Annotated in this window: 19 protein-coding genes; 9 read left to right on the forward strand and 10 right to left on the reverse strand. The window is 63.2% G+C overall.

Annotated features, from left to right (window positions below):
- The first annotated feature begins 52 nt into the window (after nt 1-52).
- The 3 genes from ACKAMS_RS11025 (at nt 53) to ACKAMS_RS11035 (ending at nt 4,774) form a co-directional block, all read left to right on the forward strand.
- Nucleotides 53-1,750 (forward strand): PucR family transcriptional regulator, encoded by a 1,698-nt coding sequence (locus ACKAMS_RS11025; protein ID WP_003946020.1) that lies wholly within the window; start codon nt 53-55, stop codon nt 1,748-1,750.
- Nucleotides 1,751-2,039: 289 nt separating this feature from the next.
- On the forward strand, nt 2,040-3,266 hold the full coding sequence (locus tag ACKAMS_RS11030; protein WP_408989033.1) for a CaiB/BaiF CoA transferase family protein: 1,227 nt from the start codon (nt 2,040-2,042) through the stop codon (nt 3,264-3,266).
- The gene (locus ACKAMS_RS11035) at nt 3,263-4,774 is read left to right on the forward strand and encodes a carboxyl transferase domain-containing protein (protein ID WP_020909751.1); all 1,512 of its coding nucleotides are present in this window, start codon (nt 3,263-3,265) and stop codon (nt 4,772-4,774) included. Before ACKAMS_RS11030 ends, ACKAMS_RS11035 begins: the two co-directional genes overlap by 4 nt.
- Nucleotides 4,775-4,877: 103 nt before the next feature.
- On the opposite strand, the gene ACKAMS_RS11040 is transcribed toward ACKAMS_RS11035, so the two are convergent.
- The 3 genes from ACKAMS_RS11040 to ACKAMS_RS11050 all read right to left on the reverse strand — a co-directional run bounded on the left by ACKAMS_RS11040 (nt 4,878) and on the right by ACKAMS_RS11050 (nt 9,321).
- On the reverse strand, nt 4,878-6,311 hold the full coding sequence (locus ACKAMS_RS11040) for a uracil-xanthine permease family protein (RefSeq protein WP_020971407.1): 1,434 nt from the start codon (nt 6,309-6,311) through the stop codon (nt 4,878-4,880).
- 148 nt (nt 6,312-6,459) lie between these two features.
- Complete coding sequence (locus tag ACKAMS_RS11045) at nt 6,460-8,103, reverse strand: PucR family transcriptional regulator (RefSeq protein ID WP_408989034.1); 1,644 nt, start codon at nt 8,101-8,103, stop codon at nt 6,460-6,462.
- A gap of 102 nt (nt 8,104-8,205) precedes the next feature.
- The gene (locus tag ACKAMS_RS11050) at nt 8,206-9,321 is read right to left on the reverse strand and encodes an XdhC family protein (protein WP_007735213.1); all 1,116 of its coding nucleotides are present in this window, start codon (nt 9,319-9,321) and stop codon (nt 8,206-8,208) included.
- Between the two features lie 282 nt (nt 9,322-9,603).
- On the opposite strand from ACKAMS_RS11050, the gene ACKAMS_RS11055 reads away from it, so the two are divergent.
- Genes ACKAMS_RS11055 through ACKAMS_RS11065 form a run of 3 tightly spaced genes read left to right on the forward strand, consistent with a single transcriptional unit; the run spans nt 9,604 to nt 12,150 of the window.
- Complete coding sequence (locus ACKAMS_RS11055) at nt 9,604-10,791, forward strand: CaiB/BaiF CoA transferase family protein (RefSeq protein WP_408989035.1); 1,188 nt, start codon at nt 9,604-9,606, stop codon at nt 10,789-10,791.
- Between the two features lie 43 nt (nt 10,792-10,834).
- The gene (locus tag ACKAMS_RS11060; RefSeq protein WP_408989036.1) at nt 10,835-11,494 is read left to right on the forward strand and encodes a TetR/AcrR family transcriptional regulator; all 660 of its coding nucleotides are present in this window, start codon (nt 10,835-10,837) and stop codon (nt 11,492-11,494) included.
- Complete coding sequence (locus ACKAMS_RS11065; RefSeq protein WP_046379672.1) at nt 11,491-12,150, forward strand: enoyl-CoA hydratase-related protein; 660 nt, start codon at nt 11,491-11,493, stop codon at nt 12,148-12,150. Before ACKAMS_RS11060 ends, ACKAMS_RS11065 begins: the two co-directional genes overlap by 4 nt.
- Here the strand turns inward: ACKAMS_RS11065 and ACKAMS_RS11070 are convergent.
- The gene (locus ACKAMS_RS11070) at nt 12,118-12,663 is read right to left on the reverse strand and encodes a hypothetical protein (RefSeq protein WP_269586544.1); all 546 of its coding nucleotides are present in this window, start codon (nt 12,661-12,663) and stop codon (nt 12,118-12,120) included. The genes ACKAMS_RS11065 and ACKAMS_RS11070 overlap by 33 nt on opposite strands.
- Nucleotides 12,664-12,760: 97 nt before the next feature.
- On the opposite strand from ACKAMS_RS11070, the gene ACKAMS_RS11075 reads away from it, so the two are divergent.
- Nucleotides 12,761-13,492 (forward strand): MBL fold metallo-hydrolase, encoded by a 732-nt coding sequence (locus ACKAMS_RS11075; RefSeq protein WP_046379674.1) that lies wholly within the window; start codon nt 12,761-12,763, stop codon nt 13,490-13,492.
- Here the strand turns inward: ACKAMS_RS11075 and ACKAMS_RS11080 are convergent.
- The gene (locus ACKAMS_RS11080) at nt 13,484-14,875 is read right to left on the reverse strand and encodes an amidase (protein WP_408989037.1); all 1,392 of its coding nucleotides are present in this window, start codon (nt 14,873-14,875) and stop codon (nt 13,484-13,486) included. The two genes, ACKAMS_RS11075 and ACKAMS_RS11080, sit on opposite strands and share 9 nt — an antisense overlap.
- A 150-nt stretch (nt 14,876-15,025) precedes the next feature.
- On the reverse strand, nt 15,026-15,337 hold the full coding sequence (locus tag ACKAMS_RS11085) for a helix-turn-helix transcriptional regulator (protein ID WP_007735219.1): 312 nt from the start codon (nt 15,335-15,337) through the stop codon (nt 15,026-15,028).
- Between the two features lie 91 nt (nt 15,338-15,428).
- Between ACKAMS_RS11085 and ACKAMS_RS11090 the strand changes: the two genes are divergently transcribed.
- Together ACKAMS_RS11090 and ACKAMS_RS11095 are read left to right on the forward strand one after the other, a co-directional pair.
- Nucleotides 15,429-16,487 (forward strand): SDR family oxidoreductase, encoded by a 1,059-nt coding sequence (locus ACKAMS_RS11090; RefSeq protein ID WP_019746109.1) that lies wholly within the window; start codon nt 15,429-15,431, stop codon nt 16,485-16,487.
- Between the two features lie 142 nt (nt 16,488-16,629).
- Nucleotides 16,630-17,928: a T3SS (YopN, CesT) and YbjN peptide-binding chaperone 1 gene (locus ACKAMS_RS11095; RefSeq protein ID WP_020971414.1), complete on the forward strand. Its 1,299-nt coding sequence runs from the start codon at nt 16,630-16,632 to the stop codon at nt 17,926-17,928.
- 24 nt (nt 17,929-17,952) lie between these two features.
- On the opposite strand, the gene ACKAMS_RS11100 is transcribed toward ACKAMS_RS11095, so the two are convergent.
- The 4 genes from ACKAMS_RS11100 to ACKAMS_RS11115 all read right to left on the reverse strand — a co-directional run bounded on the left by ACKAMS_RS11100 (nt 17,953) and on the right by ACKAMS_RS11115 (nt 22,495).
- Complete coding sequence (locus tag ACKAMS_RS11100; protein WP_041815441.1) at nt 17,953-20,142, reverse strand: transglycosylase domain-containing protein; 2,190 nt, start codon at nt 20,140-20,142, stop codon at nt 17,953-17,955.
- A gap of 112 nt (nt 20,143-20,254) precedes the next feature.
- Nucleotides 20,255-20,464, reverse strand: a complete 210-nt coding sequence (locus tag ACKAMS_RS11105; RefSeq protein WP_019746112.1) for a hypothetical protein — start codon at nt 20,462-20,464, stop codon at nt 20,255-20,257.
- A gap of 22 nt (nt 20,465-20,486) precedes the next feature.
- Nucleotides 20,487-21,323: a carbohydrate ABC transporter permease gene (locus ACKAMS_RS11110; RefSeq protein ID WP_019746113.1), complete on the reverse strand. Its 837-nt coding sequence runs from the start codon at nt 21,321-21,323 to the stop codon at nt 20,487-20,489.
- Nucleotides 21,320-22,495 carry a carbohydrate ABC transporter permease gene (locus ACKAMS_RS11115; protein WP_020971415.1) on the reverse strand — a complete coding sequence of 392 codons (1,176 nt, stop codon included), beginning with the start codon at nt 22,493-22,495 and terminating at the stop codon, nt 21,320-21,322. Before ACKAMS_RS11115 ends, ACKAMS_RS11110 begins: the two co-directional genes overlap by 4 nt.
- Nucleotides 22,496-22,515: the final 20 nt, after the last annotated feature.

Below are 22,515 nucleotides of genomic sequence, written 5' to 3' on the forward strand. Positions count from 1 at the left end.
TTTCGTCAACTGTTGACAATGTTCGTCGCGTGATCGAGCGTAGTCTCGCGACATGGATAGATCTGCCAAATATTCGAGCGAAGAGCTTCAACATTTGCCAGAAGGTGGCGACTACAGACTGACGGTTCGGGATGTCCTCGAGCTGCCCAGTCTGCGTGGAGCCGAAGTCCTTGCCGGGCACGGGGGCTTGCGCCACCTCGTTCAATCGGTGAACGTGATGGAAGTACCGGACATCCTCGCTTGGGTGAAGCCGAACGAACTGTTGGTGACAACCGGGTTCCCGCTGCGTTACGGGCGAACCGGAGAGCTTCTCGACGATACAGATCTCAGCGACCTCGTCGACGGTCTCGCACGCCGAGGAGTCGCGGCACTTGCCGTTAAAACGGGCCGCTATCTCGACGAACTGCCGGAAGCCATGCTGCACATGGCAGAGCAGCGAGGGCTGCCGTTGTTGGTTCTTCCCGTCACCGCAGGATTCGACGAGGTGATCTCGGAGGTCTTCACCAAGTTGGTGGCGAAGCAGTCTGCGGCACTCGACATTGCCGATCGTCTTCACCGCTCGTTGACGTCGATCGTCTTGGAAGGTGGCGATCTACCCCAGATTGCCGCGGAATTCGCCGCGCTTTTCGACGTCAGCGTTCTCATCTGCTCGCCGGACGGAAGAGTGTTGACGGAGGCCGGAGATTCAGCCGCGCTGAACGCGCTTCCGTTGTTCGAAAGCACCGGTCGGTTCCTGACCGAACGGGTCGCTGTCGGTTTACAGAACGCGCCCAAAGGATTTCCTGGTCAGTTGGCGCTCACCCGGGTGGTGGCCGGCGGCACCGACCACGGCCGAATGGTCGCGTACGCCGGCACCCACGAACTCGGCGCAGTTGTCGTCCAAGCGCTGGAGCGAGCGGCCACCGTTGCTGCGCTGGCCGTCACCAAGCAGCTGGCAGTTGCGGCAGTGGAATCCAAATTCCGCGGCGACTTCCTCCGCGACGCACTGATAGGTGAAGCCGGCTCGCCGGCGGAAGTGAGCGCGCACTTCACCCAGTTGGGGTGGGATGTCACTCGTCCACTTGCCGTAGTGGTTGCAGAACTCGACGTCGATCACCCGGAATCCCAGCACGCGAATTCCACGCGCACGGACCAAGATCGACTCAGCGACGGCTGGCAACAAGTGGTACGCACCCACGAGCGGACGGCACCCTCCGTCGGGTTTCGACACGAGGTGGTCACGCTTTTCCCCACCAGCACCGACCGTGCGGTTCGGGACATCGAAGGGTTGGTGCGCAAGGTTGCCGGAGATCGCACCAGCGGCCGCCGCTCCTTCAGCACGGGAGTGAGCCGGGTGATCTACTCCCTGGCCGATCTACCTGCTGCCTACGACCAGGCCTGTACGGCCGTGGTCGTCGGCCGACGTATCAACGGGCCGGGCCAGATCGCGCACTTCGACGAACTCGGCGTACACCGACTCCTCTCGCTCCAGACGGACAAGAGCGAACTGCGTTCGTTCACCGATGACGTTCTGAAGTCACTGTCGGCGGACAACGCCGAAGCCGCAGATTTGCGTCTGACACTCCAGACGTTGCTCGACTGCAATTGCAATGTCGCCGAGGCGTCCCGGGCACTGCATATGCACTACAACACTTTGCGATACAGAATCGGAAAGCTGGAGAGCGTCGTCGGATCGTTCACCGACGACCCCGTCCTTCGATTGAACGTCTCACTCGCCCTGCAGGTCATGAAGATGCACGAAATGTCATGAAGATGCACCCAATAGGCTGACAGAACGCCCCAATTACGGTTCGATACAACCGCAATCGCGCCGTGCGTTGAGCGTTCGTCACTTCTTACCCACCACTGATACCCGTCATCGGCAAGGTTACCCATGTGCCGTTGACCGGTGCGCGCTTACGGTTCGAAAGACGGGCCGCACATACCTCCTTCAGTGGCCCTGGCCGATTTCTCGGTCCAGCGGACCGGAGTCGACCGAACTACGGAGGCCTCAACCACCAACTGGCTCAGCCAATTACACCAGAACACGGCGGTGCGACATGAACTCGACTTCGAAGCCTCACAACACAAGTGCTCGTAGTGGTCCGTTACACGACGTGATTGTCGTCGACCTCACGCGCGCACTCGCGGGTCCTCACGCGGCAATGATGCTCGGCGATCTGGGTGCCGACGTGATCAAGGTCGAATCACCTCACGGTGGCGACGACACCCGTGGGTGGGGGCCGCCTTTTGTGGAGCCACCGCTGGAACCACCGAACACGCAACGGGAATCGACGTACTTCCTCTCCACGAACCGGAACAAGAAGTCGATCACGCTCGACCTCAAATCCGACAGCGGGCGCGCAACCCTCGAAGATCTTGTCTGCCGCGCCGACGTTCTCATGGAGAACTTCCGCACCGGAGTTCTCGATCGACTCGGATTCTCCACCGAGCGGCTGGCCGAACTCAATCCTCGACTGATCGTCCTGTCCATCAGCGGTTTCGGCCACGACGGCCCGGAAGGTGGCCGCGCCGGTTACGACCAGATCGCCCAGGGGGAAGCCGGACTCATGTCGCTGACCGGCTCGAGCCCGGACGACGTTCAACGAGTCGGAGTTCCGATCGCCGATCTTCTCGCCGGGATGTACGGGGCGTTCGGTGTCGTCGCGGCTTTGAAGGAACGCGAACAGACGGGGAGAGGCCGTGTCGTTCGAACGTCGCTCTTGGCCAGCGTGGTCGGCGTTCACGCGTTTCAAGGAACGAAGTGGACCGTCGCCGGCGAGGTAGGCACAGCGCAAGGCAACCACCATCCCTCCATCGCACCGTACGGACTCTTTCGTACCGGCGATGGCGCAGTACAGATCTCGGTCGGCAGCGAAAGCCTGTGGAGAAGATTCTGCGAAGGATTCGACCTCGACCCTGACGCCCCCGGTATGGCAACAAACGCCGAACGCGTCGAAAATCATTTCCAGGTCGTCGAATTGATCGAACGTACCTTCAAACCGTATTCGCGTGACGAGCTTCTGACCGAACTCGACCGCATCGGAATACCGGCAGGACGGGTTCGGACGATCTCCGAAGTGTACGAATGGGAACAGACCCGATCACAGGGATTGCTCGTCGACGTCGACCACAGCACGCTCGGAAACATCACTCTGCCCGGGCCGCCGCTGCGATTCTTCGATCCGGACGGAACCGAAGTGACGGAGACCCGGCACACCGCACCGCCGGTACTCGGTGAAGACACTGACGAAGTCATGTCGTGGCTACAAGGATTCACCCGATGAACCGCCTGACGGCTCGCGACTTGCTCGACCTGGTGATCGATGCCGGCACCTGGGAGTCGTGGGATACCCCTCCGATCCCCGTCGCGACCGACTCCGATTACGCCGAAGCACTTCTGCGGGCGCAGGAGAAGACCGGGCTCGACGAGTCCGTCCTGACCGGAAGCGCCTCCGTCCGAGGCCGCCGTGTGGCAATCATCGTCTGCGAGTTCGGTTTTCTCGGCGGATCGATCGGCGTGGCGGCGGGCGAACGCCTCGTCGTCGCCATCCGTCGAGCGACGCAAGAGCAGCTGCCCCTTCTTGCGCTTCCCACCTCCGGAGGAACGCGTATGCAGGAGGGGACAACGGCATTTCTGCAGATGGTCAAGATCACCGCGGCGCTCATCAAGCACAAAGAAGCGCACCTGCCCTACATCGTCTACCTCCGAAACCCCACCACCGGAGGCGTATTCGCGTCCTGGGGGTCACTCGGTCACGTGACGATCGCGGAGCCAGGAGCCCTCGTGGGATTCCTCGGCCCCCGGGTGTTCGAGGCTTTGTACAACTCACCTTTCCCCGTCGGTGTCCAGACAGCGGAGAACCTTCACGAGCACGGACTCATCGATGCGGTGAGGCCGCCAGACCAGCTCGCCGAAATCGTCGACCGCGCATTGCGCATCATCACCTCGAGACGTCGTGGGTACTCGTTGCCGAGTGACCCGTGCTCGTACGATTGCCCACCCGATACGTCGGCGTGGGAATCCGTCGTCGCATCCCGACGCGAAGACCGACCGGGAATCCGGGAAGTGTTGCTCAATTCCGCCTCGGACATGCTCCCGCTCAACGGAACCGGCCAAGGCGAGAACGATCCCGGCATCATGCTCGCGCTCGTTCGCTTCGGCGACATGCCCTGCGTCCTTCTCGGACAGGACCGACGCGGACAGACTGCTCACTCCCCACTCGGCCCCGGCGCTCTGCGGGAAGCTCGGCGAGGGATGCGGCTTGCCGCAGAGCTCGACCTGCCGTTGGTGACGATCATCGACACGGCAGGCGCGGCACTGTCGAAGGAAGCCGAAGAAGGTGGATTGGCCGGCGAGATCGCTCGGTGCATAGCCGACATGATTTCACTCGAGGTCCCGACCATTTCCCTCCTGCTCGGGCAGGGCACCGGCGGCGGCGCCCTGGCACTGATTCCGGCCGATCGAGTGCTGGCGGCCCGCCACGGTTGGCTCTCGCCCTTACCTCCCGAGGGGGCGAGCGCGATCATGTTCCACGACATCACGCACGCTCCGGAGATGGCAGCCGGTCAAGGGATACGGTCCTTCGATCTGCTCACGGGCGGCATCGTCGATCGGGTCATCCCCGAATTTCCCGATGCCGCGGACGAATCCGCCGCCTTCTGCACTCGCGTCGGAGCGGTACTGCACTACGAGCTGAGCGTGCTCAGTGCTACCGATGCGACTGAACGGCTCATCACCCGCACCGAACGCATCGACCGTATCGGCCTGGTCGAAGCCAGCACTGCCGTCTGATCGATCAGCACACAGCACACAGAACACGCACACACCGCGAAAGGCCGGACATCCTCCAAGGAGGATGTCCGGCCTTCGACAATCGAGCACACTCAGCCAAGTGTCACGTGAGCTGCGGGGCGGGTTCTTCCCGTTCGCCGCCTGGAGCCTTCGAATCCGGCTTGTTCGGTTCCGGATTCTTCGCATTCAGCTCCGGGTTCTTCGAACCGATGAACTGGCACAGGTGGTACATCCCGATCACGACGATGGTGCCGAGCGCGATGCCGCTGAGCGAGAACGTGTCACTGAACTTCAGAGCCGTGTCGCCGATACCGATGATGAGGCCGGCCGCGATCGGCATGAGGTTGAGCGGATTGCCGAAGTCGACGCCGTTCTCCTTCCAGATCTTGGCGCCGAGCAGACCGATCATGCCGTAGAGCACCACGGTGATTCCGCCGAGAACACCGCCGGGCGTCGCCGAGATGACGGCACCGAACTTGGGGGAGAAGCCGAGCATCATCGCGACGATGCCGGCAACTGCGTAGGCGGCGGTGGAGTACACACGGGTCGCTGCCATGACACCGATGTTCTCGGCGTACGTCGTGGTGGGCGAACCGCCGACGCTGCTGGCGATAGCGGTGGCGAAACCGTCACCGGCGAGCGCGCGTCCCATGTACGGGTCGAGATCGTCGCCGGTCATCTCTGCGACCGCCTTGACGTGGCCGGCATTCTCCGCGATCAACGCGATGACACCGGGAAGGACCAGGATGATGAACGTCAGGCTGAACGACGGAGCGTGGATGCCGACGATTCCGTTGGCCTCGTCCGAGAACGGGGGCAGGCCGAACCACGACGCCGACTGCACCGAATCCCAGTTGACGCGGAAGTGCTCGGTGATCTGACCGGTGCCTGCGTCGTAGGAGGTGATCGTGCCCGAGACCCGGTCGAGGATCCAGGAGAGGACGTAGCCGAAGATCAGCGCGAGGAAGATGGCGATGCGCGCCATGAAGCCTCGTAGCGCGATACTCATGACGATCAGGGCCACCATGACGATCAGAGCCACCCACTGGTCCTGCGGCCAGTACAGCCCTGCGACGACGGGTGCCAGGTTGAATCCGATCAGCATCACCACTGCGCCGGTCACCACCGGGGGAAGAACCTTGAATACGACCCGGCCACCGAGGAAGTGGATCGCGATACCGATGGCTGCCAGGACCAGTCCGGACACCAGGATCGCGCCGGTCACCTCTGCGGACGTTCCGCCTTGGGCACGAATGGCGGCGATACCGCCGACAAAGGCCGCCGACGTACCGAGGTAGCTGGGAATGCGTCCCTTGACCACCAGCAGGAAGAAGAGCGTACAAAAGCCCGACATCATCACGGCAAGTTGAGGATTGAGCCCCATGATGATCGGGAAGACGAACGTCGCGCCGAACATCGACACCACGTGCTGGCTGCCCAGCCCGATGGTTCTTCCCCAGCTGAGCCGCTCGCCGGGAGCGACCACTTCACCCGGTCTGATGTTCTTTCCATCTCCGTGCAACGTCCAAATCGGCATGATGGGACCTTTCGTGCAGAGGAAGGTGTCCGAACGCTGAGTGTGCTCCAGCTCACAAAACACCGTGACTGGAGTGAAACGCTATTACAGCGCAGGGGTATCGACGTGATGACAATCTGCCAGAACCCACGGACTCGGATTGGCAATATTAGTGATTGATGCCGCGCATCGCGGTTATCTTCAGTGCTAGAGACAGATCCAGCCGTAGCTCGGGTTGCGCCGTGAAGGGGCCAAGCATTTTCTCCAGCTTAACGACCCTGTAACGCAGTGTGTTGTAATGGAAGTGGAGCTTGCGCGCTGTCTCGGCGATGTTGATGTTGGTCGCGAGCAAGACTTCCAATGTCTTGCGCATGTCCTGCGCTTCGGCAGTTTCTTCCGTCAGTTCCCGCAATGTCTCCCGCGCGAACGTCTCCAGCTCGTTTTCGTCCTCGACCAGACTGAGCAGTCTGTACACGCCGAGATCGTCGAACTGAGTCACGGTCCACGGACCGGAGATCCGGCGTCCGACGGTCAGTGCGGTGCGCGCCTGACTGTAGAGCGCGGGGACGGCGTCGATCGCCGCTGTCGGCCGGGACACCCCGACACTGAACGGCCTTCTCCCGCCGCCACCTTCACCGCGAACGACCGTGACGAGGTCCCGCACCAATGCCATCGTGTCGGTGCCGACGCCCATGACGATCACCGTCTCGCCCGTCAGCGCGGTCACCGCCGCACCGGGATCGCGGTGGGCGATCGCCCCGGAGAACGCCATCGCCTGGCGATCGACGACAGGCAGCCGAGCGGGCGCCGCAGAGGCCGGTTCGTCGATCGGGTCCGGCTCGATCGAGACGATCACCAGCGGGCGATCGAAGTCCCAACCGAACGTCTTGGCGTGGGAGACAACGTGATCGTGGTCCCCGGCCCGGCCGAGGAGCAGGTCGTGAACGAAGTTGGCGCGATGGCGTTCTTCCACCGACGCCACGGCCTGCTCACGGGTGATGACCAACGCGCACACCGACGCCGCTCGCTCGACCAGGTACTGGTCGTAACTCGTCATCACGCGCTCACCGGTGAACAACGCGAGACGCCCGTGGTCGATGTGATTGGCGGAAATCGCGGACACCGCGATGAATTGACCGTCGAACTCGTGCAGACCCAACCCGCCCTCGACGGTGTCGGTCCGCAGACGACCGGTGGAATCGACGGCGGGACAGGCAGACAGATGCTTGCGCTCCGCCGCATCCCCGGCGCGGCAGATCTCGCGTCCGTCCGAGGTGGTGATCAGGGCGGCGCCCTTCATCTCCCGTGCGATGACCTCGGTCAATTGTGGGAGGCCACCGCCGCCCATCACGACGTCGACCAGCAGCCGTCGCAAGCGCTCGGCCCCGAACATGGCGTCGATCTGGGCCGACTCCGTCTGCTCACGGTCTCTCGCCGCAGGGTGATCGCACGCACCGTGAAAAACCAGGAGCGGGAAGCCTGCGTTTTCGGCCGCGTCGACCAGTTCCGGCGCGAGAGTGTCCCCGTCTGCGCCGAATTGGACGGCGAGCGCTGCAACTCCGCGCGTCGACAACCGTCCGACAAATGCTTTGAAGGTTTCGGTGACCCGGGCGAGGGTTTCCGGCGTGGTGATCAGCAACTGTCCGTGTCGCAGCCACGGTCCGATGTCCGGAACCGCCATGAATCCCACCCGGGCTACCGTCGGGTCTTCGCAGCCGCCGGCGACCTTTCGAACACCAGGAAGGAGCGGGGTTCGAAGAAGTTCGGAGAGAACAGCATTCACCTCGGATGCCGGTACGGCCGGGTTTGCCACTTGGCAGGCACCTCGATTTCATTCGGATCACGGAAGATGGTTCACGAAAGAAACGATCCTATCCCCACCGAACACAAGATGTCCGAATTCAGCGCAGTCGACTCAGGCCGTTCGATGCAGGGCGGTCGGATTCTCCTGAGGTGGCGGGTGGATCGGCCCCTGCAGATCCCGCAGTTCCAAACCGGATGCATTGCGCAGGGTCTTGGTCATCTCGGCGAGGATCGACACTGCAGTCTCCTCCGGCGTCCTGGCGCCGAGATCCAACCCGATCGGTGAGTGCAGACGCCCCAACTCGGCGTCGGTGACGCCTCGCTCCTTCAACAGCGCCACCCGACGCTCATGCGTCGCACGACTTCCCATCGCGCCGACGTATGCAGCCGGCGAACGCAGCGCGATCTCGAGCAAGGGGATGTCGAACTTCTCGTCGTGGGTGAGCACGGCCAGGACGGTTTTGTTGTCGATCGGTGCGGTTTCGAGGAACTTGTGTGGCCACATGACGACCAGATCGTGGGCGTCGGGGAAGCGCGCTCGTGTCGCGAAGACCGGCCGTGCGTCCACGACGGTCACTCGGTAACCCGCAAAGGCGCCCAACGTACACATCGATGCCGCGAAGTCGATGGCCCCGAACACGTACATCCGCGGTAGTGGCGCGAAGATCTCGACCAGCAGGTCGTGCTGCGAATCGATGAGGGTTCCCGCCGGCGCGACAAAGGCTACGGACTCACCGGTGTCCATCGTGCGCAACAGGATGGAGACCTCGTCCTCCGTGGCGTCCAGATCCCCGCTTCGTCGGCCGTGCTCGACGACGAGGTGCCGCGCCGGCGCTCCCGGACGCACTTCGGTGACCACGACGACGGGCGTATCGGCTTCGATCCGTTCACAGACCTGACCGAACTCGACGAAATCGGCTCCGACGGCCTGGACGAACACTTCGATGGTTCCGCCGCAGGTCAGACCTACTCCGATGGCGTCGTCGTCGGAGACGCTGAAGACCTCGACGCGACTGGTGCCGTCGGCGAGAACCTCCTGGGCGATCTCGTACAGTGCACTCTCGATACACCCGCCCGAGACGCTGCCGACTACCTCCCCGGAGCGTGAGACGGCCATCGAAGCACCGGGCATGCGCGGTGAGGATCGCCAGGTACGGACAACCGTCGCCAGTGCAAAATCCTCGCCGCGGGCGTGCCACTGCGCCAGCTGAGTGGAAATGTCGCGCATCGCCTCGCCTCCCGCTTGCATCGCCGTCCGTAGAGAGTTCACGGTATCGGCCCACCGCAATCCTGCCTGTCACACAATGCGCCTAAATCCGGACCCTGCAGTTGTGCAATGTCGCCGTCGCATCACCGTGCGCTCTCGACCAGTGTTGTCACCGAGCCCAGCCGAAAGCAGGCCTGACCTTCATTCTTCCCCTCTCCGACGATCACTGCAGCGGTAATTCACGCAGATGGTGCGACGGATCGAGTGGGCGACGTTGCACACCACAGAACCGAGGTTTCTCCCATGGACCAATTGCTCAGCGGTATCAAAGTTCTCGACCTCACCCGCGCTCTCGCGGGCCCTCTGTGCACGTCGCTGCTCTCGGACTTCGGCGCCGACGTGGTCAAGGTCGAAACCCGTGGCTCCGGCGACAGTTCGCGTCAGTGGCCGCCGTTCGACGGCGATCGAAGCCTCTACTTCGCTTCCGTGAACCGCGGCAAGAGGTCGATCGCCATCGACATGCGCAGTGACCGCGGGCGGAAACTGCTTCGCAGCCTGGCCCTCGACGCGGATGTGCTGGTCGAGAACTTCCGTCCGGGAGTGCTGGCCGACATGGGGCTCGATCCCGATTCGCTCGAGCAGGAGAATCCGGGTCTCGTCGTGATGAGCATCAGTGGTTTCGGCCCGGTGGGCCCGGACCAGTTCGCGCCCGGACTCGATCAGGTGGCCCAGGGCATGTCCGGGTTGATGTCGGTCACCGGCGCCGGGGAACAGACCCCGATGCGGGTCGGTATCCCCATCATCGACACGGTCTCGGGCATCTACGCGGCGCTGGGTATCACGGCGGCGTTGGCTTCGCGCGGACGCGACGGTCGTGGGCACCGCGTGCAGACCTCGTTGCTGGAATCCGCGATCTCGATCATGACCTTCCAGGCGCAGGACTACCTGAGCACCGGGCGGGTGTCGACGCCGAACGGCAATACGCACCCGACGATCACGCCGTACGGCGCTTTCGACACTGCCGACTTCCCGATCAACATTGCCACCGGCTCGGACAAGCACTGGATCGCGCTGTGCTCGGTTATCGGCGACCCCGATCTCGCCTTCCGTGCCGAATATGCCACGGGTAAAGAACGTTTGGCGCACCGAGACCAACTGACCAAAGAACTCGAGGACCTACTGACCACGAAGGGCGCGGCACAGTGGATCGCCGAGATCCGCGGTGCCGGAATCCCCTGCGGCCCGATTCATTCGATCGATCAGGTGTTCTCCGACCCGCAGGTCGAGGCATTGCAGATGGTCGAGCAGACCCAGAGCGCCGACGGAACATCGATTCCCGTTGTCCGCGGACCGTTCTGGGTGGACGGCAAGACCCTTCCCGTCAGAAATGCGCCACCCATGACTCTCGGCGGTGACGCCGACGACGTACTCACCGACTTCGGCCTGCACCCGGAGGAGATCGAGGATCTTCGCGCAAATTCGGTGATCTGACCGCACACTAGTAACAGAGCAGACGCTCTGTTACTGTGCGTTCATGCCTCGGCCACGCGTCCACGATCTCGACACGCTGCTCGACGCTGCCGAAAAACTTGCCGCCACTGCCGGGCCGAGCGCTGTCACGGTCAGGGCGGTCTCCGACGCCACCGGTGTATCCAACGGGGCGATCTATCACGCATTCGGCTCTCGCAGTGGACTGGTCGGTAGCGCATGGCTGCGTGCCGCGCAACGATTTCTCGCCCTTCAGCAATCGAGAGTGGACGACGCTCTCGCGGACCCCGCGCCGACCTCCGCGGTTTCCGCCGTCGTCGCAGCCGCCGAAGTTCCGGCCGTCTTCGCGCTCGACTACCCACAATCCGCGTTGCTGCTGCTGACGATTCAGCGCGACGAACTGCTCGGCACCGACGTCCCCGCCGACATCGCCGAGAAACTCACACAACTCGACCGGTCTCTGGTCGACTTGTTCATCCGGTTGTCGACCGCGCTCTGGGGCCGCAAGGACGGCCGAGCCGTCGAAGCAATCGAAGCCTGTGTTGTCGGCCTGCCTACCGGACTGCTCATTCATCCCGCCAAACGCGCCGACGGTTGGCGAGTCCCCGACGCCGCAGCGCGCGCGCGGTTGGATGCCGCCGTTCGAGCGGTTCTGCATCTCGACCCACCACTGCCCAAGCCCCGCAACAGGAAAGGCCAACCATGACCGCAACTCTGCGCTTCGAAGACAAGATCGCCGTTCTCGATCTCGGCGAAGACGAGAATCGATTCTCGCCGGATTGGCTCGATTCCGTCGACAAGCTGCTCGACCAGGCTTTAAGCGAAGGCGCACATGCCCTGGTCACCACGGCAACGGGCAAGTTCTACTCCAACGGACTCGACCTCGACTGGCTGGGCGCGAACGGCGACAAGGCGAAGTGGTATGTGCAGCAAGTCCAGTCGCTGTTCGCCCGGATGCTGACGTTCCCCATGCCCACCGTCGCGGCGATCAACGGCCACGCCTTCGGAGCGGGCGCCATGCTCGGCATCGCGCACGATTACCGCGTCATGCGCGATGATCGCGGCTACTACTGCTTCCCGGAGGTGGACATCAACATCCCCTTCACCGAAGGAATGGCAGCTCTCATCCAGGCCAAGCTCAGCCCGGCGTCGGCAATCGTCGCCATGACCACGGGGCGGCGATACGGCGGAAGTGACGCATTCGCAGCCGGTTTGGTGGACTTCACCGCATCCGTCGACGCTTTGACCGCCAAGGCCATCGAAATGGTTGCACCGATCGGCCCGAAGAATGCGGGCACACTTGGGGCAATCAAGTCGACGATGTTCGCTTCAGTGGTCACCGCTCTGAACACCGACAGCTAAGAGCGCTGGACTGCGTTCTCGCAGAGCCGCTTCCAGATCATCGGCAACACTTTCGGGATCGCGGCCTTCTGTGCTCAGAACCACGTCGACCCCACTGAGCGTCGGCATCGAACCGGCCAGCAGTTGTGACGCTTCCACCAGACCGTCCAGCCCGGCCCAGCCGGTCGGTTCACGTTCGACGATTCTGGTGCGCAACGTATCCGGATCGGCCTCGAGGCGCGCCAGCAGGTGCCCCTCGGCGCCGGTCGCGGCCAGCAAGGCATGCCCGTAGTCGTCGTCTTCGACGGTCGCCGTGAGGAACAGGAGTTCGTACCCCGCTTCCCGGTACGACGCGCACAACATCCCGACGTGTGCGATTGCCCGCTCGGTTCCCAGCGGCGGGTAGCACCGCTCGAGTTCGTCCACCTCGATCATCGCGTTGCTCACCCCGGCCTCACCGAGTCGATCGTGAAGCGCGGTCAGCACGGAACTCTTCCCCGCGCCCGGCGGGCCTGTCAGCAGTAGTACGAACACGTCCTCCACTATTCCAGAGCCTTGTGCAGGCGCGGGGCGGCGAGAAGGCTGGAGAAGACAGATTGACGTGTACAACAGCCCTGATCGGAGCACAGCGATGACCACCACGATCACCGAAATCGCGCCGGACATCTACCGACTGTCGACCTTCGTGGACGAAGCGAACCTCACGATGAACCAGTTTCTCGTCGACGGCGAGGAACCCCTGCTCTTCCACACCGGGCAGCGAGCGTTGTTCACCTCAGCTTCCGACGCACTCTCCACGTTGATCGAAATCAACCGTCTGAAATGGATCACGTTCGGTCACGTCGAGGCCGACGAATGCGGGTCCATGAACTCCTGGCTTGCGGCGGCCCCCGAAGCACAAGTGGCGCACGGCGCGATGGGGTGCTTCGTTCAGGTCAACGATCTGGCCGATCGGGCGCCACTTCCCTTGCAGGACGGCGACGTACTCGAAACCGGCAGGCGCCGCGTTCGGCACATCGACACCCCGCACGTCCCGCACGGTTGGGACGCGGGCCTGATGTTCGAGGAGACGACGTCCACGCTGTTCTGCGGAGATCTCTTCACTGCGTTCGGGCACCACCCCGCGACTACCGAGCACGAAATCGTCGGTCCCGCTTTGGAAGCCGAGGACTTGGGCCACGCCACCTGCCTCACCCCGGATCTCGAACCCACGATCCGCGCCCTGGCCGACCTCGAGCCGCGGATTCTGGCTACCATGCATGCACCGACGTACTACGGCGACTGCGTCACCACGCTTCACGACCTGGCCGACTCGTACGCAACACGTTTCGCAGCCGAAACCGAAAGATGGAAGTCAGACTAGAGCTTGCGCATTCGACGTGATTCGCGCCGCCACGGACAGCGCAACGTGCTCGTGGAACGGTCGCGCCACCACCTGCACTCCGATCGGTAAACCGTCGCGGGAGAGTCCTACCGGAACCACGACCGACGGAAGGCCGAGCACACTGATCGCCCGGCAACTCGCGAGCGCGTCCATCCACGTGAGTTCGCGACCGCCCACCTCGAAGCTCTCCACACCGAGCGGCGGAGCGAGCACCGACGCAACCGGCAGAATCAGGACGTCGCCCACCTCGCCGAGGAAGTCGGTGATCAACACCGCGCGATCCGCCCACAGCGCTTCCACCTCGGCGGAACTCCGATCATGGCCTGCCGCAAGCATGGCGGTGATGTCCGCGTCGAAAGAGTGCGCTGAACCTGCGGCGAGAGAGTGGATGTCCGCATGGGTCTCGACCGATCGCAACGCGCCGAAAAGCGCGTTGGCCCGCGGCAGAGCCAGACCGTCGTACTCACTCGCGTCCAGGCTGTTCGCCACCGAGCGAACCGCCGCCAGGATTTCTTCGTCGACAGGCATGGTTCCCTCGCCGGGTGCCCAGCGGATGTCGAGGTGTTCGACGTCGACCGACTCCGACTCGGTCCACGCGAGATACGGCTTCGACAGGACGCGCAGCGCAAGCGTCGCATCACCGAGGTTGCGGGCCAGTGGGCCGATGGTCTGGATCGTGCCGTGCATCGTCGCCGGATTGGCGAGTACCCGTCCATCCGAAAGCACGCCGGGGTATTGCCCTTCCGGGTCGATACGGCCGAGCGTCGGGCGAACCGAAATGAGGCCGGTGCAGTGGGCGGGCCAACGCACCGAGCCACCAAAATCCGTACCGAGTCCGAGCACGCTCATTCCGGCAGCAACCGACGCGGACTCGCCGCCACTCGATCCGCCGGGGGACCGGACGACGCCGTCCGGTCGCACCGGGCTGGCCGTGGTTCCGAACAGTTCGTTGCGCGTCAGGCCGCACGCGCCGAATTCCGGCGTGTTGGTCTTGCCGATCAGGATTGCGCCGGCAGCCTTGAACGCTGCAACGGCCGGGGCGTCGACGGCCGGTATGTTGTCCGCCAGAGTGCGAGAACCGGCGGTGGTACGCACGCCGGCAGTAGCGATCAAGTCCTTGACCGTGAACGGAACCCCGGCAAGGGGGCCGAGTGTCTCGCCGAGAAGGCGACGTTCGTCCAGGCTGTCTGCGGCCGCACGCGCGTCCTCGGCGCACACGGTGACCAGTGCGTTGAGTTCGCCGTTACGTTCGTCGATCCGTGCGAGATGATCTTCGACGACGGTCCGCGCCGACGCCTGACCCGACCGCACGGCTTCGGCGATGGATCGGGCATCACGGCCCACCCAGCTCTCACGACTCATCGCATGCCTCTCCTCGCCGGACTCCTCTGCCGAGCGTAAGGACCGCGAGCAACCCGAGAAACGACCACAATGCACATACCGACGGCTCCGGCGATGTGAGGTTTTGCCACAACGTCCGCGGTTCCGGAGGGATCGGTCAGGTGCTGGTACCTACAAGCCCTGCCTGATGAATGCAGCAAGCTTCTCGATCTGTTGCTCGTTTCGTTTGTAATGCCTCCACTGGCCGATTCGTGTGGTGGTGACCAGATCCGCAGCCTGGAGTGCGGCCATGTACTGAGACGCAGTCGATTGCGACACCTTCGCCCTCGCTTGTATGTGCTTGAGGCACACTCCGACCTCCTCGGCAGGCTCGAGCTGAGGGGGAAAGCTCCCGGGGTCTTTCAACCACTGCAGGATTTGTACACGCATCGGGTTGGCCAGCGCCTTGAACGCCGTTTCCCACTCGGTTGTTGCGTCTTCCATGCTCGAGATCATACCGCTAGATCGCGAAATACCGATATATATGGTTCACTCCCCATATCGCAACATCGCGATATTCCAATGGGAGGCTGAAATGGTGCATCACAATAAAGTCGCACTCGTGGTCGGAGCCCGAGGTGTGATCGGTGGGAACTTGATCGATCACCTCGAATCAACCGGCGAATGGAAGATCATCGGACTCTCGCGCCGAGGCGGCACGAACACCGACCGGGTCGAACACATCGCAGTCGACCTGCTCGATCCTTCCCGGACTGCAGCGGCACTGAGCGGACTGGACGACGTCACCCACGTCTTCTACGCCGCCTATCAAGACCGCCCGACATGGGCCGAGCTGGTTCCGCCCAACTTGGCGATGCTGGTCAACACTCTCGACGCCATCGAACCCGTTGCCGGCGGACTCGAGCACGTCAGCCTGATGCAGGGCTACAAGGTTTACGGGGCACATCTCGGACCGTTCAAAACTCCGGCCCGCGAGAGCGATCCACCGCACATGCCACCCGAGTTCAACGTCGACCAACAGCAGTTCCTCGAACGCAGGCAGCTCGGCAAGTCGTGGACGTGGTCGGCGATCAGACCCTCGGTCGTCTCCGGATTCGCGTTGGGCAACCCGATGAACCTCGCGATGGTCATCGCCGTCTACGCGACCATCTCGAAGAAACTGGGTGTCCCACTCCGATTCCCCGGCAAGCCCGGCGCGTACACCAGCTTGATCGAGATGACCGACGCCGGACTCCTGGCCGAAGCAACGGTCTGGGCCGCGACCAATCCCGAGTGCGCAAATCAGGCGTTCAACATCAACAACGGCGACCTGTTTCGCTGGCAGGAAATGTGGCCGAAGATCGCAGCCTTCTTCGACATGGACGTCGCACCTCCGCTCCCGATGTCCCTCGATGTCGCAATGGCGGACAAGGAGTCGGTGTGGGATGAACTCGTCGAGGAACACCAACTTGCTCGGACCCCGTACTCCGATGTCTCGTCCTGGGGGTTCGGTGACTTCGTATTCGGATGGGACTACGACTTTTTCGCTGACGGATCGAAAGCTCGGCGGTTCGGATTTCACCGCCACGTCGACACCGAAGCGATGTTCCTCGACATCTTCGCCAATCTGCAGGCTCGGAAGATAATCCCCTGACTGGAAACACGGTCGCTTCGGATCCTACGAACACTGTCACTGTCGGACCCCGGGACTACCGTCGTAGGCGGGGTTTGAAAAGCAGGGGTTTCGGCGAGTCGTCGGTAGGGCCCCATGCGCCCCCCGGACCAGAGGAGCGACGATGTCGGACAATACTTTCGATCTGGAAATCCTGAGTGCCTGGACTACTTTCGAGACTCATCTCGCTCGCTACATCTCCGTGATGGAGGACGACGACACTCTCGTGGTGGAGTCGCATTACGACAGCATGGACGAACTGGCAGACGCACCCGCGTGCATCCAGTTCTTCGCGTGGAACCAGACCTCCGTGCGCTGTGAAGTCCCTTCCAACAGGTTTCTGCATCCACTGCGGATGCTCGAACCGGAAGACCATTCAGCGCTGCTCGACATGGGGTTCAGCGCTCCCGATCTGTGCGAGCACGAGCCCGAGGGCAACGGGTCCATGTCCTTCTACATCGACGTCGACCGCACTCGTCCCGAGGAACTGGTGACAAAGGTGTTGCGTGTCTTCCGCGAGATGTGGAGCATTGCGCACCCGTCGTTCCTGCGTGCCAGCACCAGTGGACGCGAGTCGACGCCGGCGTTCGCCACGACGCCGTCGCACGCTCCCTCGGGTTCGGGTGACATGCTGCGGATCCTGGTCGACGGGGCCGTCGAACGCCTTCTCGGCCATCCACCCAAGCGTGACGACGACGGCGACATCCCGCTCGTCCGCGGTGAGCAGGTCACCTATGTTCGTGTCCTCGAGGACGACGAGTACGTGGAGGTGTTCTCGCGGGTCGTGCATTCGGTGGAAAACCTCGATAACGCTGCTGTTGTTCTCGCCCAGCTCAATCGGCAGTGGCCGACCATCAAACTCATTCTCGTCGAGCAGAGTGTGCTGGGCGTTGTGCGGGTGGACGGCGCACCCTTCGTCGCCGAGCACCTCCTCCGGGCTCTGCGCTCGTTCGCCGAATTGGCCGAAGCATCGGACGAACTCGCCGAAGAACTGGGCGGGCAACCCATTCGCGCTACCGGAGACACCGCCTTCAACGACGGGATGGCCTCCGAGCACGAAGATCCCGGTGCCGAATACGAATCACACGAGTGCCACGAATTTCCTCCGGCGCTCATGGCGCTCCTCGAACTCGACGCGGACGGAACGGGCGAGCTCAGCGCCGAAGAGGTTGCCGTGATCTGTGAGCACGACCGCGACACCATTCTCGACTACCTGAGGATCAGCCAGGAGCAGGAGACGGCCTGGCACGAGGCGTTGACCGAGTCCATCCGGCGCAAGGACGACGACACCGACCTGTGCGCGGGCGAAAAGCGCGCGTGGACGCACGCGATCCGCAACCTCAGGCGCGGACTGCGCGTCGTTGTACTTCCCGCCAAGGATGCAGCGCCGACCCAGCTCGGCCTCTTCGACGATCAGGCCTGAGAGCCGGAAATCGAGCGCTGCGGCTCAGCCCGGTAGCGGGATGACGATGCCAGGCAAGATCTCGATCTGACGCGGCAACTGGGGAAGCTGCGGCACTTCGATCGGCGGCAGGCCGGGCACCTCGATGGGCGCTGGGGGAGCGGCCGCGCCCGTCGTGGGTGTGCCCGTCCCGTCACCCGAGGTCACACCGGAGTTGGCGGGAACGCCGGCCTGCCCGCCGATGGGATCGGGCCACGGGAAGCTCTCCCAGTCGGAGCCCTTCAACGCGCCGTCCATCGTGCTCTTCCAAATGTCCGCAGGCACTCCGGAGCCGTAGATCAAGCCGCCGTAGGAGTTGGTGATGGCCTGCGCGTCGGAAGTTCCGATCCACACCGCGGTGGACAGCGACGGCGTGTAACCGACCATCCACGCATCCTTGTTCTGCCCCGTGTCACCCAACTGCGCGGTGCCGGTCTTGGCAGCAGACGGGCGTCCACCGGCGAGCGCGTGACCGTTCGAGTACGACGCGATCGGCAGCATTGCCTGCGTGATGTTGTCGGCAACGGCAGCATCGAGACGACGCTCACCGGGAGAGACCGGGCGATCGAGCAGGACTTCACCTTCGGCCGTCACGACCTTCTGGATGAAGTGCGGCTGCTGGTACACACCGGAGTTGGCGAGCGTCGCGTACGCGGATGCCATGTCGATAACACGAGACTGATACTGGCCGAGCACGATTCCGTTCTCCGGCGGGCCACCCTCCTGTGTGAGCGTCGGGTAGTCGAGTCCGGGAATCTGTTCGGGGATGCCGGCCAGATGGGCGGCGTCGGCGATCTTCTGGGCACCGTTCTCCATCGAGAGCATCAACCGGTAGAAGCTGGTGTTCAGCGAACGCTTGAGTGCCTCGGCGATGGTGCATCGACCACAGGATTCGCCGCCGACGTTTCCGATGGTCACACCGTTGATCGTGAGCGGTGAACTGTCGAACCGTGCGGACAGCGGAATGTCTTCCATCAATGCTGCGACCAGGCCGAAGACCTTGAACGCTGAACCGGTTTGCAGTGGCGCCTGGGCGTAGTCGAAGCCGGCTCCGTCGTCACCGCCGTAATAGGCGTCGACGCCACCGGTCTTGGGGTCGATGGACACTACTGCGGTCCGCAGGTCTTCGGGTTCACCGTCGAGATTCCGCTTGACGGCGCCAAGCGCAGCTTCCTGCGCAACCGGGTCGATGGTTGTCGTGATTTGCAGACCAGCGGTGTTCAGCGTCTGGTCGCTGATACCGGCCTCGGCCAGTTCCTTGAGTACCTGAGTCTTGATGTGGCCTTCGGGTCCGGGCGCCTGGTTCAGATCGGTCGGCCGATTGGCGGGGGCGACAGCCGGGAACTGCATCGCGTCGCGATCCGTCTTGGTCAGGCTGCCCAGTTCCACCATGCCGTTGAGAACGTAGTCCCAGCGCGCTTGCAGCGCGGACAGATTGGTCTCGGGGTCCAGGAACGACGGGCTCTGGATGACGGAAGCGAGAACTGCGCCTTCCTCGACGCTCAGCTCACTGACCGGCTTGTCGAAGTACGCGTTCGACGCGGCGGCGATGCCGTAGGCACCGCGACCGAAGTAGATGGTGTTGAGATACGCGGCAAGGATGTCGTCCTTGGACCATTCGCGCGCCATCTTGGCGGAGATGACAAGCTCACGCAGCTTCCTGTCGATACTGCGCTTGTCACCGACCAAGACGTTCTTCACGTATTGCTGAGTGATCGTCGAGCCACCGCCGGCGCTTTCCTTGCCCATCACGTTGTCTCGGGCAGCGCGAGCAAATCCGGAGATCGAGAAGCCGGGGTTGGTGTAGAAGTTGCGATCCTCCGCCGAGAGCACCGAATCGCGGACGTGAATCGGAATGGCCGACAACGCGACCTCGGTGCGGTTTCCCTCCGCCGGCACCACCTTGCCGAGCACGGTCGTGCCGTCGGCCATGTAGATGGTGGACACCTGATTGGTCTGCATGTCCGAGGGGCGCGGGACATCGGTCCGGCTGTACGCGACAGCAAAAACCGACGCAGGCACGATGATCATCAGGAGCACGAGAACGTAGATGGTCCGCCGGACGTACCGCCACTTGGAGCGCTGCTTCTTCTCCGGCTTGGCCGACTTGCTCGACCGTGGGGAATTAGCCGACTTGCCCGATCGAGCCGACGACTGATCGCCACCCGTCGCACTCGATCTGTTCGATGGACTCACTCAACACTCCCGGTCGTGGATCCGGACTTACCGGCACCATTCCACCAGGGTGATATCTCGATCAGATAACTCCCGGCAACTGCGATACCGAAATGTCACCCTACCGGGCTGGCTACTCGCGACGTTCTGCTCGGACCGCGTTCCGATATCCGCGGAACGCCAGCCCGAGAGCGACGACGCAACCGAGCAGCACCAAAGACGGCATCACGCCGGGGTCGCCCTTGACGATCGCGACCACAGCGCCGATCAACGCCATGAGGGCGAAGACCGAGATGAAGCCGGCGATCAGCTCCATGCGCTGGGCGCGCGAAGCCCGCCTCATCGAAACCGCGCGCAGGCGCGCATCACGACTTGACGCCGCCTGCGGTCAGACCGGCGATGATGCGTCGCTGGAAGATGAGAACCATGATGACCAGCGGGATCATCACAAGGGTTCCGCCGGCCATGATCGAGGTGTACGGCGTGACGAATGGGTCGGTTCCGGAGAATTTGGCCATCGCCACCGTGACGGGCGCGGTTTTGTCACTCGAGAGTTGCAGCGAAAGCAGGTACTCGTTGACCGTTGCGATGAAAGCCAAAATCGCGGTGGTGAACAGTGCCGGCGCGGCGAGCGGCAGCATGATCAGACGGAACGCCTGGCCACGGGTGGCGCCGTCGATACGCGCCGCTTCTTCGAGCTCCCACGGAAGTTCGGAGAAGAACGACGTCAGCGTGTAGACCGTCAGCGGCAGCACGAACGAGATGTTCGGGATGATCAGCGCTTTGTAGCTGCCGATCCAGCCGATGTCGGTGAACAACTGGAACAGCGGGGTCACGAGGGCGACGACCGGAAACATGGACGCGCCGAGGATGATTCCGGTGACGAAGTATTTGCCACGGAAATCGAATCGCGAGAGCGCGTAGGCGGTGAACACACCGATGACCAAGGCGATCAGCGTGGTCGCACCCGCGATGATGAGGCTGTTCATCAGTGCCCGGGTGAAGTTCACCTTCGCGTCGGGATCGAGCGCCGCGGTGAAGTTCGACAGCGTGAGATTGGTCGGCCACAGCGACGTCGAGAACGTGTCCGCCGGGTCGCGCAACGCCGTCACGATCATCCAGTAGCAGGGAGCGAGTCCCCACACGATGATCAGTACGACGCCGATGTAGGTGCCGATCTTGCCGCGTAGTGCCTTGTTCATACCGGCTCCCCCTTCCGCTGCTTTTCCTGCGTGCTGACCGCATTGGCTCCGAGGAATCGGACCAGGATGAAGGCCACAGCGAAGATGATGAGGAACGTGATGGTGGACAGTGCCGACGCCGAATTGGCGCCGACGCGCATCTGATCGACCACCAGAACCGAGATGGTGGAGGTGGCGGGATTGGATCCCATCATGATCGCGGGCAGGTCGTACATGCGCAGCGCGTCCATCGTGCGGAAGAGCACCGCCACCATGAGTGCGGGCTTGACCAGCGGAAGCGTGATCATGCGGAATCGCTGCCAGGCCGTCGCGCCGTCGACCTTGGCGGCCTCGTAGACGTCGGCGGGAATCATCTGCAGACCCGCGAGAATCAGCAACGCCATGAACGGCGCGGTCTTCCAGACGTCGGCGACGACGATCGCGAATCGTGCCGGCCAGGGATCCGCCGTCCACAGGATGTTGGTGCCGAGGATCTTGTTGGCAATGCCGTCGTTGGCGAAGATGAAGAACCAGAGCTTCGCGGTGACGGCGGTGGGGATGGCCCAGGGAATCAGCACGGAAGCGCGGAGCAAACCGCGGCCGCGGAACGTCTTGGCCATGATCAGCGCCATCGACAGACCGATCACCGTCTCGAGCAGAACGGTGACGACGGTGAAGCCGAACGTATTTCCGATCGACTGCCAGAACTGCGATCCGAGCGTGCCGGGCGGGCAGGGAATCGAGCCGTTGGCGGTGTTGCAGGACTGGGTGATCCAGTTCTTGTAGTTCTCGAACCACGTGAACTGACCGGTGACGAACATGCCGGTCTCGGGGTCGAGCTTCTTGCCGTCGCTGTGCATCGACATCCAGATCGCTCGTCCGAGCGGATACAGAATGATGACGGCGAGAACGATCAGCGACGGTGCGACGAACGCCCACACCGGAACTCGTCGACGCTTCTTCGGCTTGTCGGCCGACGCAGGCGGGGGCGAGGTCGGTGGGGGTGGAGTAGCTGCAAGGTCAGGCAGAACCTTGGTCAGGGATGTCCCTGCTGCCTCGGATGCCGACGGCTCTTCTAGCGGTTCCGGTGCACGGTGTCTCCCACCAACGCCCGAACGGTCGGGACCGGTTGAACCGGCCCCGACCGTGGGGTTGGTAGGCACAGCCGCGGAAGGATCCTGCGGTTCTGCCATTGCTTATTGCTCCTGGTAGA

This window comes from Rhodococcus sp. 5A-K4, assembly GCF_046097995.1.
GTDB lineage: Bacteria > Actinomycetota > Actinomycetes > Mycobacteriales > Mycobacteriaceae > Rhodococcus_F > Rhodococcus_F erythropolis.